Consider the following 14,242-nt stretch of genomic DNA (forward strand, 5'->3'; position numbering starts at 1 on the left):
GTGGCTGCTTATCGTGGCGGGCATGGCCCTGGAACTGCGTCATCTGCGCTATCTGCTCGCCGTGGCCGAGCACGGGAATTTCACCCGGGCGGCCGAAGCCCTGCACGTCTCGCAGCCGACGCTCTCCCAGCAGGTCCGGCAGCTGGAGCGGACCCTGAAGGCGCAGCTGCTGGACCGGACGGGCCGCACCGTGCGGCTGACCGACGCCGGGCAGGCGTACGCCCACTACGCGCGCGGCGCGCTGCGCGACCTGGAGGCGGCCGAGCGTGCCGTGCTGGACGTACGGGACCTGTCGCGCGGGACGCTGCGCCTGGCCACCACCCCGACCTTCACCGCCTATCTCGTCGGCCCGCTGACCGGCGCGTTCCACATCCGTCACCCCGGCATCTCGCTCACGCTGCGGGAGCTGCCGCAGGACCGCATGGAGTCCGCGCTGCTGGCCGACGAGCTGGATCTGGGCATCGCCTTCAGCGGGCCGCACCTGCCGGGCATCACCGGCACGGCGCTGTTCACCGAGGCGCTCGGGCTGGTCGTCGGCCCGGCCCATCCGTACGCCGGCCGCACCGCGGCGCTGCCCGTCCGCTCGCTGCGCGATCACCGACTCGCGCTGCTGAGCGCGGACTTCGCCACCCGCCTGCACATCGACGGGTACTTCGGCGAGCACGGCGTGCGGCCCGACATCGCCGTGGAGGCGAACTCCATCACCGCCCTGACCGAACTGGTCCGGCGCACCTCCTTGGCGACCGTCCTCCCGGACGCCATCACCGGCGGGCAGCCCGCGCTGCACCCCGTCGCCCTCTCTCCCGCGCTGCCCGCCCGCACGGTGACCCTGCTGCGCCGCGAGAGCGCCTACCGCAGCGCCGCGGCCGACGCCTTCGCGGGGCTCGCCCGGGAGTGGGGGCGGGAGTACGGGCAGGGGTAGCGCTCCCGCGCGGCCCGGGCCGGGTGGTTCACCTGGATATGCCGCACAGGGCGTGGTCGATGAGGTTGTGCAGGGCGCGGAGCTGGCGTACGCCGGTGTCCTGGTCGGCCGGGCGGCTGTGCAGGGAGACGGTGACGGAGCGGCGGCCGTCGGGGGTGGCGGCCGGCTGGACGACGTAGCCGATGCCGCTGCCGCTGTGGCCCCAGTACGTGCCGCCGCAGGACAGCGGGACGCTGAAGAGGCCGAGGCCGGCGCGTTCACCGGGGGCTTCGCCGGGCCCGTCCGGTACCGCCACGGTGCGGCGCATCTCGGCCTGCTCGGCAGGCTTCAGCAGGCGTCCGGTGTTCAGGGCGGTGAAGAACCGGTCGAGGTCGGCGGCCTTGCTGATCATGGCGCCGTCGGCGCCGGTGTCGAAGGGCAGGTACGGCGCGGTGGTGTCGGCGTACGGTCCGCCCGGTGTGAACTGCTGGTATTCGGTGGCGTGCGGGTGCGGGAAGTACGGGTGGCCCTCGGGCGCGCGGGTGTCCTCCAGGCCGAGCGGCCGCAGGATGCGCTGTCCGACCTCGTGCTGCCAGGTGTGGCCGGTGACGGCCCGCACGATCATGCCCGCCAGGAGGTAGTTGGTGTTCGAGTAGCCGTGGCGGGTGCCGGGGCGGAACACGGGGCGGTGTTTCATGGCCAGGGCGACCAGTTGCTCCGGCGAGTAGCGCCGGTGGCGCTGGGCCTCGAACGCGCGGTGGTCGCGCGGGGCCACGTCGGTGACGTAGTCGGGCAGCCCGCTGGTGTGCCCGAGCAACTGGCGCACGGTGACGGCCCGGCCGTCGTTGCCGTGGCCGGCGACCGTGCCGGGCAGCCACCGCTCCACCGTGTCGTCGAGCCGGAGGCTGCCCTCGCCGACGAGCTGGAGGACGACGGTGGCGACGAAGGACTTGGTCGTGCTGCCGATGCGGAGATACCCCTCGCGCGGCACGGGCCGGCCGGTCGCGAGGTCGCCGGTGCCGCTGGTGACCGTGCGGACGCCGTCCGGGGTGCGCAGGCGCACGGCGACACCGGTGACGCCGGCGTCGCGCAGGGCGTCGGCGTCCCGCTGGAGCCGGTCGGCGCGGGGCTGCCCGGCGGCGGTGGCCGGGCCCGGCAGCACGGCGAGCAGCGCGCCGAGGACGGCCAGGGCGGTGATGCCGGTGCTGCGCACACGGCGGAAGCGGTGTCTCATGCGGCGATGGTCGCGTGGCGTGCTGGGCTTCGGCCATCCGGCTGCCCCCCGTTCCGGTGGTGGGGTGAACCGCAAACGGCGACCGGCACGGGTCGCCGGTACAGGTACGGGTACCGGTACGGGCCGGTACGTTGCCGACACGGGTGCGGCCGGTACGGACCGGTACGGCCCGGTACGGCGACAGGGAGGCGCGGCATGGAACGGGTTCTGGTGACCGGGGCCACCGGGTACATCGGCGGGCGGCTGGTGCCGGAACTGCTGGCCGCGGGGTACGCGGTGCGGTGCCTGGCCCGTACGCCGGGCAAGCTGCGGGACCATCCCTGGGCCGGCCGGGTGGAGACGGTACAGGGCGATGTCACGGACGCGCGGTCGCTCGGCCCGGCGCTGGAGGGGGTCGAGGTCGCGTACTACCTCGTGCACGCGCTGGGCACCGGCAAGGACTTCGAGGAGACCGACCGCCGCGCGGCGCGCGCCTTCGCGGCGTGCGCGCGCGAGGCGGGCGTGCGGCGGATCGTCTACCTGGGCGGCCCGGTGCCCGAGGGCGCCGACGAGCGGAGACTGTCGCCGCACCTGCGGTCCCGCAGCGAGGTGGGACGCATCCTGCTGGACTCGGGCGTGCCGACCGCGGTCCTGCGGGCCGCGGTCATCATGGGGTCGGGTTCGGCGTCCTTCGAGATGCTGCGGTATCTGACCGAGCGGCTGCCGGTGATGGTCACGCCGAGCTGGGTGCGCACCCGTATCCAGCCGATCGCGGTACGGGACGTGCTGCACTACCTGGTGGGCTGCGCCGGGCTGCCGGACGGGGTGAACCGGGGCTTCGACATCGGCGGCCCCGACGTCCTGACGTACCGCCAGATGATGCAGCGCTACGCGCGTGTCGCCGCGCTCCCCCGCCGCCTGATCCTGGCGGTGCCGGTGCTGACGCCGCGCCTGTCCAGCCAGTGGGTGGGGCTGGTGACGCCGGTACCGGCGGCCATCGCCCGCCCGCTGGCGGAGTCGCTGCGCCACGAGGCCGTCGTCAAGGAGCACGACATCGCGCGGTACGTGCCGGATCCGCCGGACGGGCGTACCGGCTTCGACCGGGCGGTGGAACTGGCGCTGCGGCGCGTACGGGAGGCGCGGGTGACCACCCGCTGGTCGTCGGCCTCGGTGCCCGGCGCCCCCAGCGATCCGCTGCCGACCGACCCGGACTGGGCGGGCGGCAGCCTCTACACCGACCGCAGGCAGTGCGTGGTGGACGCGCCGCCCGAGGCCCTGTGGGAGGTCATCGAGGGCATCGGCGGCGAGAACGGCTGGTACTCCTTCCCGCTCGCCTGGGCGCTGCGCGGCTGGCTGGACCGGCTGTCGGGCGGTGTGGGGCTGCGCCGGGGGCGGCGGGACGCCGAGCGGCTGCGCGCCGGTGACTCGCTGGACTTCTGGCGGGTCGAGGAGATCGAGCGGGGGCGGCTGCTGCGGCTGCGCGCGGAGATGCGGCTGCCGGGGCTCGCCTGGCTGGAGCTGCGCTCCGGGCGGGACGCGGCGGGCCGTACGGTCTACCGGCAGCGGGCGCTGTTCCACCCGCACGGGCTGGCGGGGCACGCGTACTGGTGGAGCGTGGCGCCGTTCCACGCGGTGGTGTTCGGCGGGATGGCGCGCAACATCGCGGCGGCGGCGCGGGAGCGGGGCGGCCGGGCGGCCGCGGCGGGGCGGTGAGGCTGCCCGCCGGCACCACCCGACGACCGTACCCGGCCGCTGTCACGCTCCGTCCACGATCTTCGGTCGTACGAGTGAATACGCGGCCGGCGCCCGCACGGTCGGACGCGGTGGGAGGGCGGTGCGCGGACGGCGGGGAAAAGCTGGAGACCGTCCAGCCATCCCCGGCACTGGAGGCAAGAACCATGCCCACATCCCGTTCACTCACCGGCCGGAGGCGATCCCGGTCGTTGTACCCGCTGCTGGCCTGCGGTCTCGTCGGCGGGCTCGCCGCACCGACGGCCCTGGCCGCGAGCCCCGACGCGTCCGGCACGTCCCGCACCGTCGCCGAGCAGCGCCAGCCCGGCCCCAGCGCGCCCGCGGGCCGCGTAGGCCTGTGGACGAGCGTGAACCAGAACCACCCGCGCACGTCCTACTGGGACAGGACGGGGGACGTCGCGCGCATCGGCAAGCGGAGCCTCAGGCAGAACCCCGAGCTGAACGGCGTGTGGCGCTCGTTCATCACGATGGGCACCGAGGACCTGCACCGGCGCAAGACGATCCGTGAGGCCCGGCTCCTCATCCGGAACACCACGTCCCAGTCGTGCGCCCCCTACAACATCGAGCTCTGGGACACCGGCCGGGTCTACCGGAGCACGACGTGGCACACGCAGCCGCGGTGGTACCACTGGCTGGACACGAAGCACCCCGGATCCAACGGGAACTGCCAGAACCGCGTCCTGTCCTTCGACGTCACGCGGAGCGCCAGAGAGGCCCAGAAGAACAAGTGGCCGAGCATGACCCTGGGGCTGAAGGCGTCGAACACGGACAGCTCGAACGCATACAAGACGTTCGCCCCGTCCAGCGCCAGGCTGGTCGTGAACTAGCCGCAGCGCCATCCGGCACGTCCCCCCGCCGCCCCGGTGACCGAACGGCCACCGGGGCGGCCGCGCGTGCTCCGCCCGCTGATCCGCCGTCAGCGGTCACCGCCCGTTTTGAACACCGAGCCCGATCATCAATACGATCCGGCGATGATCACAAGAAAACGGCTGGCGGCCGGGGTGTGCGGGCTGCTCGCCACCTTGGCCGTGGGGCTGCTCCCCACCCCCGCCGCGGCGGCCGGCGCACCGGACACGAAGAAACCCTCCCCCAAGGTCGAGCTGGTGCTCGACGTCAGCGGGTCGATGCGGGCCCGCGACATCGACGGGCAGACCCGGATGGCGGCGGCGAAGCAGGCGTTCAACGAGGTGCTGGACGCGGTGCCGGGCGAGGTCCAGCTCGGCATCCGTACCCTCGGCGCGAACTACCCGGGCCCCGACCGGCAGACCGGGTGCAAGGACACCAAGCAGCTCTACCCGGTCGGGCCGCTCGACCGGACCGAGGCGAAGACGGCGGTCGCGACGCTCGCGCCCACCGGCTGGACGCCGATCGGCCCGGCGCTGCTGGGCGCGGCCGACGACCTCAAGGGCGGTGACGCGACCCGCCGGATCGTGCTGATCACGGACGGCGAGGACACCTGTGCCCCGCTCGACCCGTGCGAGGTGGCGCGGGAGATCGCCGCCAAGGGCATCCACCTGACCGTGGACACGCTCGGGCTGCTGCCGGACGCCAAGACCCGCAACCAGCTCAGCTGCATCGCGGAGGCCACCGGCGGCACCTACACCTCCGTGCAGCACACCAGTGAACTGCGGGACCGCGTGCACCAGTTGGTGGACCGGGCGGCCGATCCGGTGGTCAATCCGGTGGCCGTCCAGGGCGCCGACCAGTGCGCCAAGGCGCCGGTGCTCAAGCCGGGCCTGTACAGCGACCGCGAGAAGTTCGCCGAGCACCGCTGGTACCGGGTGGACGTGCGGCCCGGCCAGGAGCTGCGGGCGTCCGCGAGCATCGGCGCCGACCGCGCCGTCAACAACGACTACGGCGTGCTGCTGCGCGCCTCGACCGTGCACGGCCGGGAGATCGTGCGCGGCTCGGAGGCGGGCGACGGGCGCACCGACGTGATCTCGTCGGGGCTGCGCTACCCGAAGGCGCCGCTGAAGAACGCGGACGGTGACGCGAAGGACGAGCCGGAGACGGTGTGCCTCCAGCTCAGCAACTCCTTCGCGGCGCCCGCCTCGGTGAAGACCGAGCCGGGCATGCCGGTGGAGCTGGCCATCGACGTGGTGGACGGTCCGTCCGACGCCTCGGACGCCGCCTCCTTCGGCCTGGGCCGCGGCTGGTGGTTCCTGGGCGCGCTGGTGCTCCTCGGCCTGGTGGCCGGTCTGCTGTGGGGCTGGCTGTCGCGCTGGCGTGTTGCCGTCTGGAGGACCAACTGATGCGTACGCGTAGGTTCATGACCGCCGCACTGCTGGCGGGTGTCGCGCTCCTGGGTACGGCGGGTACGGCAGTCGCGGACAGCCCGTCGCCGTCTCCCAGCAGCAGCGGCAGCGATGCCGGGCCGACCGAGGCGGGGACCTCGTTCCGTACCGCGACGCCGGTCCAGCCGGGGCAGCGGGCGACGGCGGGGGCGTCGACCGGCGACTACCTGTACTGGGTGGTGCCCGTGGACACCGGGCAGCGCGCCACGATGAAGGCGAAGGTGACGCTGCCGAAGGCGGCCCGGCACGGCGCCTCGACCTGGCAGATCGACGTGTACGACGGGCTGCGGCGGCGCCAGGCGTGTGCCTACGGCGCGCAGACCAGGGCGGCGGCAGCGGACGCGGCCTCGGTGGAGGTGTCCTGCACCCTGCGCACGGTCCGCTCGTGGGCGGAGCAGTGGTCCGACGATCCGCTGCCGGGCAGCTATTACGTACGGCTGACGGTCACCGGCCTGCCGCAGGACGACCTGGGCCTGCCGGTGAAGGCCGAGTTCGAGCCCACCGTGGACGAGGCGGGCGGCGCGTTCGCCGTGGACGGCAAGCTGTCCGAGCCGCTCGTGCCGGGCATCGCCACCGCGGACCGGGAGGACGGGGCGAGCGCGTCGCCGACTCCGAAGGCGGGCAAGCGGTCCGCGAGCGCGCTGGAGCCGGAGGGCGGCTGGTCCTCGGGCCGGTGGTCCGACCGGTGGGTGTGGACGGCGGTGGGCGCCCTGCTGGCCGCGCTCGCCGGAGTCTTCGGGTACTCGGTGACGCGGGGCTCCGGCCGCCCGTCGCGGGTGCCGCCGGGCGCCTGACGACGGCCCGGACATGCTGAGCGGGGCGGTGCGCGGAAAGGGTCCGCGCACCGCCCCGCTGCCGTACGGGGACCGGCGGGCCGGGGCCCGCTGCCGTACGGCCACCGCTGGGCGGCCCTCAGCCCGTGGCGCCCAGCAGCACCGCCCACTTCTCCAGGGCGGGTTCCTCCGACAGGTCCGCGACGGCGACCTCGATGCCGTGGTCGCGGTTCCAGCGGCCGGCCAGGGCCATCAGACGCACCGAGTCGAGGCCGTAGTCGACCAGGTTCTCGTCGGCGGGGATGTCGGCGGGGTCCTCGCCGAGGACGTCGGCGACGTCGTTGCGCAGCTGTTCCAGGGTCAGTGCCATGGTCAGTTCCCTTCGAAGACGGTGGCGGTGGTGGTGACCACGGCGCACTTGCCGGCCGCCCAGCGGAGCGCCATCGCGTGGTCCTCGGCGGAGAAGTCGGCCACCGCGTCGGCCACCAGGAAGGCCTGGAGGTCGCGCATCCAGGCGTCGCAGGCGGTCATCATGACGCCGATGTGCGCGTAGACGCCGGTGATCACGAGCTGGTCGCGGCCGAGGCCGCGCAGCCGCTCTTCGAGGTCGGTGCGGACGAAGCCGCTGTACTTCCACTTGGTCAGCACGGTGTCGTCCGGGCCGGGGGCGACCGCGTCGGCGATGGCCGCGGCGTGCTCGTCGGCGGGCAGGCCCGGGCCCCAGAAGTCCTGCTGGAGGCCGCGTTCGGCGGGGGTCTGGCCGCCGGGCTGCGCGGTGTACAGGACGGGGATGCCGAGCCGGGCGGCCTGTTCCTTGAGGGCGGCGACGTTGCGCAGCAGGTCCGTGACGGGCGACGCCTCGGTCCGGTACGCCGACAGGAAGTAGTTCTGCAGGTCGTGGACGAGCAGCACGGCGCGCGACGGGTCGGCTTTCCAGTCCACGCGGTTCGCGGGCAGGTCGCCGGCGGACGGCATGGGGTAGGGGGCGATGGCGGGCAGGGCCATGGTGCGGTGCGGTCCCTTCTGGACGGTCGGTGCGGGGCGGTCGGGGCGGTGCCGTGGGCGCTCAGGAGGGCCCGGCGGCGCGGGTGGCGGCGGACCTGAGGTCCTTCTTGGATATCTTGCCGACGCCGGTCTGCGGGAAGGAGTCCACGAACACCACGCGGTCGGGCACCTTGTAGGCGGCGAGGCCGCGGGTGCGGACGAACTTCTTGATCTCGACCGGCTTCACCGGCGCGGCGCCGTCCCGCAGGATCACGTACGCGCAGGTGCGCTCGCCCAGGTAGGGGTCGGGTTCGGCGACCACGTTGGCGTCGTGCACGGCGGGGTGGGCCAGCAGGTGGTTCTCGACCTCCTCGGCGGCGACCTTCTCGCCGCCGCGGTTGATCTGGTCCTTGGCGCGGCCCTCGACGACCAGGTGCCCGGTGGGGGTGAGCCGGACGACGTCGCCGGTGCGGTAGAAGCCGTCCGCGGTGAAGGAGCGGGCGTTGTGCTCGGGCGCCTTCCAGTAGCCGCGGATGGTGTAGGGGCCGCGGGTGAGCAGATGGCCGGTCTCGCCGACGGGCAGGTCGTTGTCCTCGTCGTCCACGACGCGGATCTCGTCGTCCGGGGAGATGGGGCGGCCCTGGGTGGTGACGATGATCTCCTCGGGGTCGTCCAGCCGGGTGTAGTTCACCAGGCCCTCGGCCATGCCGAAGACCTGCTGGAGGGTGCAGCCGAGGGTGGGCCGTACCCGCCGGGCGGCCTCCTCGCTGAACTTGGCGCCGCCCACCAGCAGCACGTCGAGGCTGCTCAGGTCGTACGGCGTGCCGGGCGCGGCCTCCGTCCAGACCAGGGCCAGCGGCGGGACGAGGCCGGTGATCGTGACGCGTTCGCGCTCGATGAGCGGGAACGCCACGTCGGGGGTGGGCTGCGGGGACAGCACGACGCGGGCGCCCGCGTACAGGGCGCCGAGCGTGCCGGGCGAGGACAGCGGGAAGTTGTGGGCGGCGGGCAGCACGCACAGGTAGACGCTGTTCTCGTCGACGCCGCACAGCTCGTTGGAGCCCCACAGCGAGTAGATGTAGTCGTCGTGGGTGCGCGGGATGAGCTTGGGGACGCCGGTGCTGCCGCCGGAGAGCTGGAGGAAGGCCAGGTCGTGCGGGGCGGGTTCGTCCCATGCCGGGCCGTCGGCGGGCACGTCGGCCGGTACGTCGGCGAGGGCTTCGAAGGGGCCCGCGTCGCCGCCGGTGACGAAGACGTGCCGCAGGCCCGGCACCTCGGCCCGTACGGACGCAGCGAGGTCGCGGTAGTCGAAGCCGCCGTGTTCGGCGGCGATGACGTAGGCGGCGGCGCCGGTGAACTCGCAGAAGTAGCGGATCTCGGTCTCGCGGTGGGCGGGCAGCGCGAAGACGGGGAGGGCGCCGAGGCGGAAGAGGGCGAAGACGACCTCGAAGAACTCGGCGACGTTGGGGAGCTGGACGACGACCCGGTCGCCGCGGACGATGCCGCGGGCGTGGAGTCCGGCGGCCAGCCGGGTGGCGCGGCGGTCCAGTTCGCCGTACGTCCAGCGGCGGCCCTCGCCGGCCGGGTCGACGACGGCGATGCGGTCCGGGTGGGCGGCGGCCCGCTCGCGCAGCATCCCGGAGAACGTCTCGCCGCGCCACCAGCCCGCGGCGCGGTAGCGCTCGGCGAACTCCTCGGGCCAGGTGGGGGCGTGCGAACGGGCGTAGGCGTACTGATCGGTCACAGCTCGGCTCCGACGGCGCTGAGGAAGGTACGGAACTTGGCGCCGGTCTCGGCGGTCTCGGCGGCCGGCTCGGAGGCGGCGACGACGCCCGCGCCCGCGTACAGGCGCAGGGAGCGCTCCTCGGCCTCGGCGCAGCGGATGGTGACCACCCACTCGCCGTCGCCGGACGCGTCGCCCCAGCCCACCATGCCGGTGAAGAAACCGCGGTCGAACGGTTCGGTGTCGGTGATCACCTGGCGGGCGGTGTCGGTGGGGGTGCCGCAGACCGCGGGGGTGGGGTGGAGGGCGCAGGCCAGTTCCAGCGCGGAGGTGTCCGGGGCGGCGAGGGTGCCGGTGACGGTGGTGGACAGGTGCCACATGGTGGCGGTGCGCAGCAGGGTGGGCCGGGCGGGGACGGTCAGATCGGCGCAGTACGGGGCCAGGGCCCGGTGCACGGCGTCCACGACGACGGCGTGTTCGTGCAGGTCCTTGGCGGATTCCAGGAGCGCGGCGGCGCGGCGCACGTCCTCGGCCAGGTCGTCGCTGCGCGGGGTGGAGCCGGCGAGGGGGTTGGCGACGACGCGGTTGCCGCGGCGGGAGACGAGCAGTTCGGGGCTGGCGCCGAGGAGGGTGCGGCCGGGTGCGGTGGGCAGCGCGAAGGTGTAGCCGGAGGGGTCGCGGCGGGCCAGGCGCTGGAGCATCGCGGGGATGTCGAGCGGGTCGGGGGTGGTCAGTTCGAGGGTGCGGGCCAGGACGACCTTGCTGAACTCACCGCGCCACATGCGCTCCACCGCGGCGGCCACGCCGGCGCCGTACACCTCGGGCTCCGGTACGGGTCTGATGTCCCACGCGGCCGCGGCGGGCGGGTCGGCGGGCAGGGCGATCAGCGGGTCGGCGGTCAGCGGCGGCGCGGTCCGCGCGCTGCCGGGGACGGTGAGCGCCGCGGGCGCGGTCTGGTCGAAAGGCACCGCGCCGACGACGAGCGGCGCGTCGTGGCCGGCGGCCCGTGCGGCGTCGAGGGTGGCGGCGACCCGCTGTGCCAGGGGGCGCTCGTCGTGCGGGACCTCGCTGTGGGTGCCCTGCGCGAGGAGGGTGCGCGTGGGCGTGCCGAGGAAGCGGGCGCCGGGGGTGTAGGCGTCCAGGAGCGACGTCGCTGCTCCTACCGCTGGGTGGGACGGCTCGGCGAGGGGGACGTGCGTGGCGACTTCGGGTGCCGTCGGCACGGGAGCTCCAATTCTCGGAAGGTCGCGGGGATTTCCGGGGTGGCTGGTACGGGTGGGGACGCGGAGGGTGCGCGATGCGGTTGCCGGGTGGCGGGCCGCTCCCGGCGGGCGGTGGTGCCGGGGTGCGGCGCGGGTCACCGGAGGGTGGCGCCGCCGTCGACGTAGAGCTCCTGCATGGTGATGTGCCGGGCGCGGTCGGAGGCGAGGAAGACGACCGCGTCGGCGATGTCGGACGGGTCGGCGATCCGGCCGAGCGGGATGCCGGTGCGGTACGTCTGCGGGTCCCCGGCGATCACGCGGCGGGGCGCGTCGTCGTCGGTCCACAGCGCGCGTTGCATGGCGGTGTCGGTGGAGCCGGGCGCGACGATGTTGCAGCGCACGCCGCTGCGGGCGAGTTCGAGCCCCAGGCATTTGGTGTACATGGCCGCGGCGGCCTTGGAGGCGGCGTAGGCCGCCATTCCGGTACGGGGGACGCCGGCCGCGTTGGAGCCGACGGTCACGATGCTTCCGGAGCCCCGTTTCGCCATGTGCGGGGCGACGGCGGACGCCGTGTGGAAGACGCCGGTGGTGTTCACGGCGAAGGTGTCGGCCCAGTCGGCTTCCGAGAGTTCGGCGGCGGGGCCGGGGCGCAGGATGCCGGCCACGTTCACCAGGACGGCGATCGGACCGAGTTCACGCTCGACGCGTTCGACGGTGGCCTGGACCGCGGCCCGGTCGGTGACGTCCATGGCCTCGGTGGTGACGGTCCCCGCGGTGTCGCTTCCGGGCGACGGGGCCGCGGGTGCGGTGCGGTCGGTGGCCACGACGTGGGCGCCGTGCCGCGCCAGCGCCGCGGCGACCGCGGCACCGATGCCCTGCCCGGCGCCGGTCACCAGCGCGATGCGCCCGGTGAACTCGGCGCGGCCGTCCGGTATGTGCTCAGGCATGAGCAACCTCCCCTTTTTGTTAGGCAAGCCTAACCTAATATAGGACAGGTGCCCAGCCACTCCCCCATTCCGCCCGCACGCTGGAGAAACGGTTAGGCTAGCCTCACCTTATGCAAAAGCAGCGCACGGGTATAGCGGCCCCGCCCTCCGAACACGGCACCGCGGGCGGTGCGTTGCCGGCGGCGGTGGCGCAAAAGGGCACCCCCGGCCCCGCGGATGACCCGGGCTTTGCCCTCGCGGAACCCGCGGCGCGCCCCGACGGGCAGCGCGCGGGCACCGCGCGCCGGACCGTTCTGCTCGCCGTGGCGGGCTTCGCCGCCGCCGTCCTCGTCCTGGCCGCCGTGTCCCTGTGCGTCGGCGCCGGCGAGGTCGGCGCGAGCGGCGTGCTGGACTACCTGCTCGACCGCGGCGGCGCGCGCAGCGACCCGCGGCTGGCCCTGGTCGTCGGCGACCTGCGGCTGCCCCGTACGCTCACCGCGCTGCTCGTCGGCGGCGCGCTCGGCGTCGCCGGGTGCCTCCTCCAGGCCGTCACCCGCAACCCGCTCGCCGAGACGGGCCTGCTCGGCGTCAACGCCGGGGCGTCGCTCGGCGTCGTCGCGGGCATCGCGCTGCTGGGCCTGGACTCCGGCTACGCGTACCTGGTGTGCGCGTTCGCCGGCGCGGTCGTCGCCAGCGGTCTGGTGCTGCTCATCGCGGGCCGCCGGGGCGGCGGCTCGCCGATGCGGCTGGTGCTGGCCGGGTCCGCGCTGGGCGCCACCTTCGGCGGGCTGACCAGCGTCATCGTGGTCAATTCGGCGGAGACCTACGACCGCTTCCGGTTCTGGGTGCTCGGCTCGCTGGCGGGTGTGGAGGGCTTCGGCGAACTGGGCCGCCTCGCCCCCGTACTGGGCCTGGGCTTCCTGGTGGCGCTGCTGGTCGCCCGGCCGCTGTCCGCGCTCGCGCTCGGCGACGACCTGGCCCGCAGCCTGGGCCACCGGCCGCCGGTCATCCGTACCGTCGTCGCCGTCGGCGTGACGCTGCTGACCGCCGCGGCGGTGGCGCTGGCCGGTCCGGTCTCCTTCCTCGGGCTGCTCGCGGGCTTCCTGGCGCGGGCCGTCGCCGGGACCCGGCTCGCCGCCCGGCTGCTGCTGGCCGGGCTGATCGGCGCCGCCGTCCTGGTGCTGGCGGACGTGGTGGCCCGGGTGGTGTCCCGCCCGTTCGAGGCGCCCGTCTCCGTGATCGTGGCGCTGATCGGCGCGCCCGTCCTCATCGGCATCGTCCGCTCGCGGCAGCTCGCCGCGATGGGCATGACCGACCCGGCGGCCGAGGAGCGTACGTCCGGCAAGCCGGCCCGCGGCCCCCTGCGCGCGCTGCGGGAGCGCCTCCCCCGCCGCGCCCCGAAGCCCGGCCGGGTGCGCCCCGCCGACACGCTCGTGCTGCGCCGCGGCCCGCTCTCCTTCCTCGTCGCCCGGCGCGCCACCCTCGCGGCGCTGCTGCTGGCGGCGTTGCTCCTGCTGGCCGTGGTGCTCTCCGCGTACGCCGGGCAGAGCGAGATGGGCGTGGCCCGCACCTTCCAGGCGATCTTCGGTCAGGGCGACCGGTTCGACGTGCTGCTGGTGCAGAAGTTCCGGCTCGGCCGGATCGTGGCCGGGCTGGCGGCGGGCGCCGCGCTGGGCCTGGCCGGCTGTCTGACCCAGACGCTGGCCCGCAACCGCCTGGCCACCCCCGAACTGCTCGGCGTCAACGACGGTGCCACCGCCGCCGTCCTGCTGTCCGTCACGCTCAGCGCGACCGGCACTTTCGGCGCCTGGTGGGCCGGCCCGCTGGGCGCGCTGGCCGCGGTGGTCGTGGTCACGCTCGTCTCCGGCGGGCTCGGGCAGCGCGGCTACCGCGTCCTGGTGGTGGGCCTGGCGATGTCCGCGCTGGCCTCCGCCGCCACGCAGGTCGCGCTGTCCCGGCGCTCGCTCAACTCGGCGAGTTCGCTGTACGTGTGGACCTCGGGCAGCCTCAACGGGCGCAGCTACGCCGTCGCCGTGCCCGTCCTGATCGGCCTGGCCGTCCTCGTGCCGCTGAGTCTGGCGGTCGCCCGCCACCTGGGTGTGCTGCGTTTCGTCGACGCCACGGCCTCGTCGCTGGGCGCCGCTCCGGCCCGTACCCGCGCGGTGTGCCTGCTGCTGGCGGTGGCCCTGGCGGGCCTGGCCGTCGGCATCTGCGGGCCGGTCGGTTTCGTGGCGCTGGCCTCGCCGGTCATCGCGTCGCGGCTGGCGGGGCCGCTGCGGGTGCCGCTGGTCGGCACGATGCTGACGGGCGCGCTGCTGGTGGTGGCGGCCGACACGGTCGGCCGGATCGTCTTCGCGGGCACGGAGGTGCCGGTGGGCGTCGTGACGACCGTGCTGGGCGGGCCCTTCCTGCTGTGGGTGCTGCTGGGCCGCTCGGCGGCGACGCGTGTCTGACGAGGTGTCTTCTCCTGACGC

The 14,242-nt window shown here is 74.5% G+C and carries 12 protein-coding genes; 6 read left to right on the forward strand and 6 right to left on the reverse strand.

The features are described 5' to 3' along the window. Nucleotides 1-22 precede the first annotated feature (22 nt). The gene (cynR, locus tag CP973_RS29610; protein WP_150250463.1) at nt 23-922 is read left to right on the forward strand and encodes a transcriptional regulator CynR; all 900 of its coding nucleotides are present in this window, start codon (nt 23-25) and stop codon (nt 920-922) included. A 28-nt stretch (nt 923-950) separates the two neighbouring features. Here the strand turns inward: cynR and CP973_RS29615 are convergent, their stop codons facing one another. Then, the gene (locus tag CP973_RS29615; protein WP_208853330.1) at nt 951-2,135 is read right to left on the reverse strand and encodes a serine hydrolase domain-containing protein; all 1,185 of its coding nucleotides are present in this window, start codon (nt 2,133-2,135) and stop codon (nt 951-953) included. A 195-nt stretch (nt 2,136-2,330) separates the two neighbouring features. Here CP973_RS29615 and CP973_RS29620 point away from each other — a divergent pair, with 195 nt between their 5' ends. From CP973_RS29620 to CP973_RS29635, 4 genes are all read left to right on the forward strand, one after another. After that, nucleotides 2,331-3,827, forward strand: a complete 1,497-nt coding sequence (locus tag CP973_RS29620) for an SDR family oxidoreductase (protein ID WP_150246949.1) — start codon at nt 2,331-2,333, stop codon at nt 3,825-3,827. Between the two features lie 185 nt (nt 3,828-4,012). Further along, nucleotides 4,013-4,693, forward strand: a complete 681-nt coding sequence (locus tag CP973_RS29625) for a hypothetical protein (RefSeq protein ID WP_150246950.1) — start codon at nt 4,013-4,015, stop codon at nt 4,691-4,693. A gap of 144 nt (nt 4,694-4,837) precedes the next feature. Further along, nucleotides 4,838-6,118: a VWA domain-containing protein gene (locus CP973_RS29630; protein ID WP_150246951.1), complete on the forward strand. Its 1,281-nt coding sequence runs from the start codon at nt 4,838-4,840 to the stop codon at nt 6,116-6,118. Next, the gene (locus CP973_RS29635; protein WP_150246952.1) at nt 6,118-6,954 is read left to right on the forward strand and encodes a hypothetical protein; all 837 of its coding nucleotides are present in this window, start codon (nt 6,118-6,120) and stop codon (nt 6,952-6,954) included. The genes CP973_RS29630 and CP973_RS29635 overlap by 1 nt, the downstream gene beginning before the upstream one ends. Before the next feature lie 118 nt (nt 6,955-7,072). On the opposite strand, the gene CP973_RS29640 is transcribed toward CP973_RS29635, so the two are convergent. The 5 genes from CP973_RS29640 to CP973_RS29660 all read right to left on the reverse strand — a co-directional run bounded on the left by CP973_RS29640 (nt 7,073) and on the right by CP973_RS29660 (nt 11,789). Next, on the reverse strand, nt 7,073-7,303 hold the full coding sequence (locus CP973_RS29640; protein WP_150246953.1) for a phosphopantetheine-binding protein: 231 nt from the start codon (nt 7,301-7,303) through the stop codon (nt 7,073-7,075). Between the two features lie 2 nt (nt 7,304-7,305). Next, the gene (locus tag CP973_RS29645) at nt 7,306-7,938 is read right to left on the reverse strand and encodes an isochorismatase family protein (RefSeq protein WP_150246954.1); all 633 of its coding nucleotides are present in this window, start codon (nt 7,936-7,938) and stop codon (nt 7,306-7,308) included. A gap of 61 nt (nt 7,939-7,999) precedes the next feature. Next, nucleotides 8,000-9,661 (reverse strand): (2,3-dihydroxybenzoyl)adenylate synthase, encoded by a 1,662-nt coding sequence (locus CP973_RS29650; protein WP_150246955.1) that lies wholly within the window; start codon nt 9,659-9,661, stop codon nt 8,000-8,002. Then, the gene (dhbC, locus tag CP973_RS29655; RefSeq protein WP_150246956.1) at nt 9,658-10,863 is read right to left on the reverse strand and encodes an isochorismate synthase DhbC; all 1,206 of its coding nucleotides are present in this window, start codon (nt 10,861-10,863) and stop codon (nt 9,658-9,660) included. Before dhbC ends, CP973_RS29650 begins: the two co-directional genes overlap by 4 nt. 134 nt (nt 10,864-10,997) lie before the next feature. Further along, nucleotides 10,998-11,789 (reverse strand): 2,3-dihydro-2,3-dihydroxybenzoate dehydrogenase, encoded by a 792-nt coding sequence (locus tag CP973_RS29660; RefSeq protein WP_150246957.1) that lies wholly within the window; start codon nt 11,787-11,789, stop codon nt 10,998-11,000. Between the two features lie 110 nt (nt 11,790-11,899). Here CP973_RS29660 and fhuB point away from each other — a divergent pair, with 110 nt between their 5' ends. Then, complete coding sequence (fhuB, locus tag CP973_RS29665) at nt 11,900-14,221, forward strand: Fe(3+)-hydroxamate ABC transporter permease FhuB (protein ID WP_244410074.1); 2,322 nt, start codon at nt 11,900-11,902, stop codon at nt 14,219-14,221. The last annotated feature ends 21 nt before the right edge of the window (nt 14,222-14,242 follow it).

This window comes from Streptomyces albofaciens JCM 4342 (assembly GCF_008634025.1).
GTDB lineage: Bacteria > Actinomycetota > Actinomycetes > Streptomycetales > Streptomycetaceae > Streptomyces > Streptomyces albofaciens.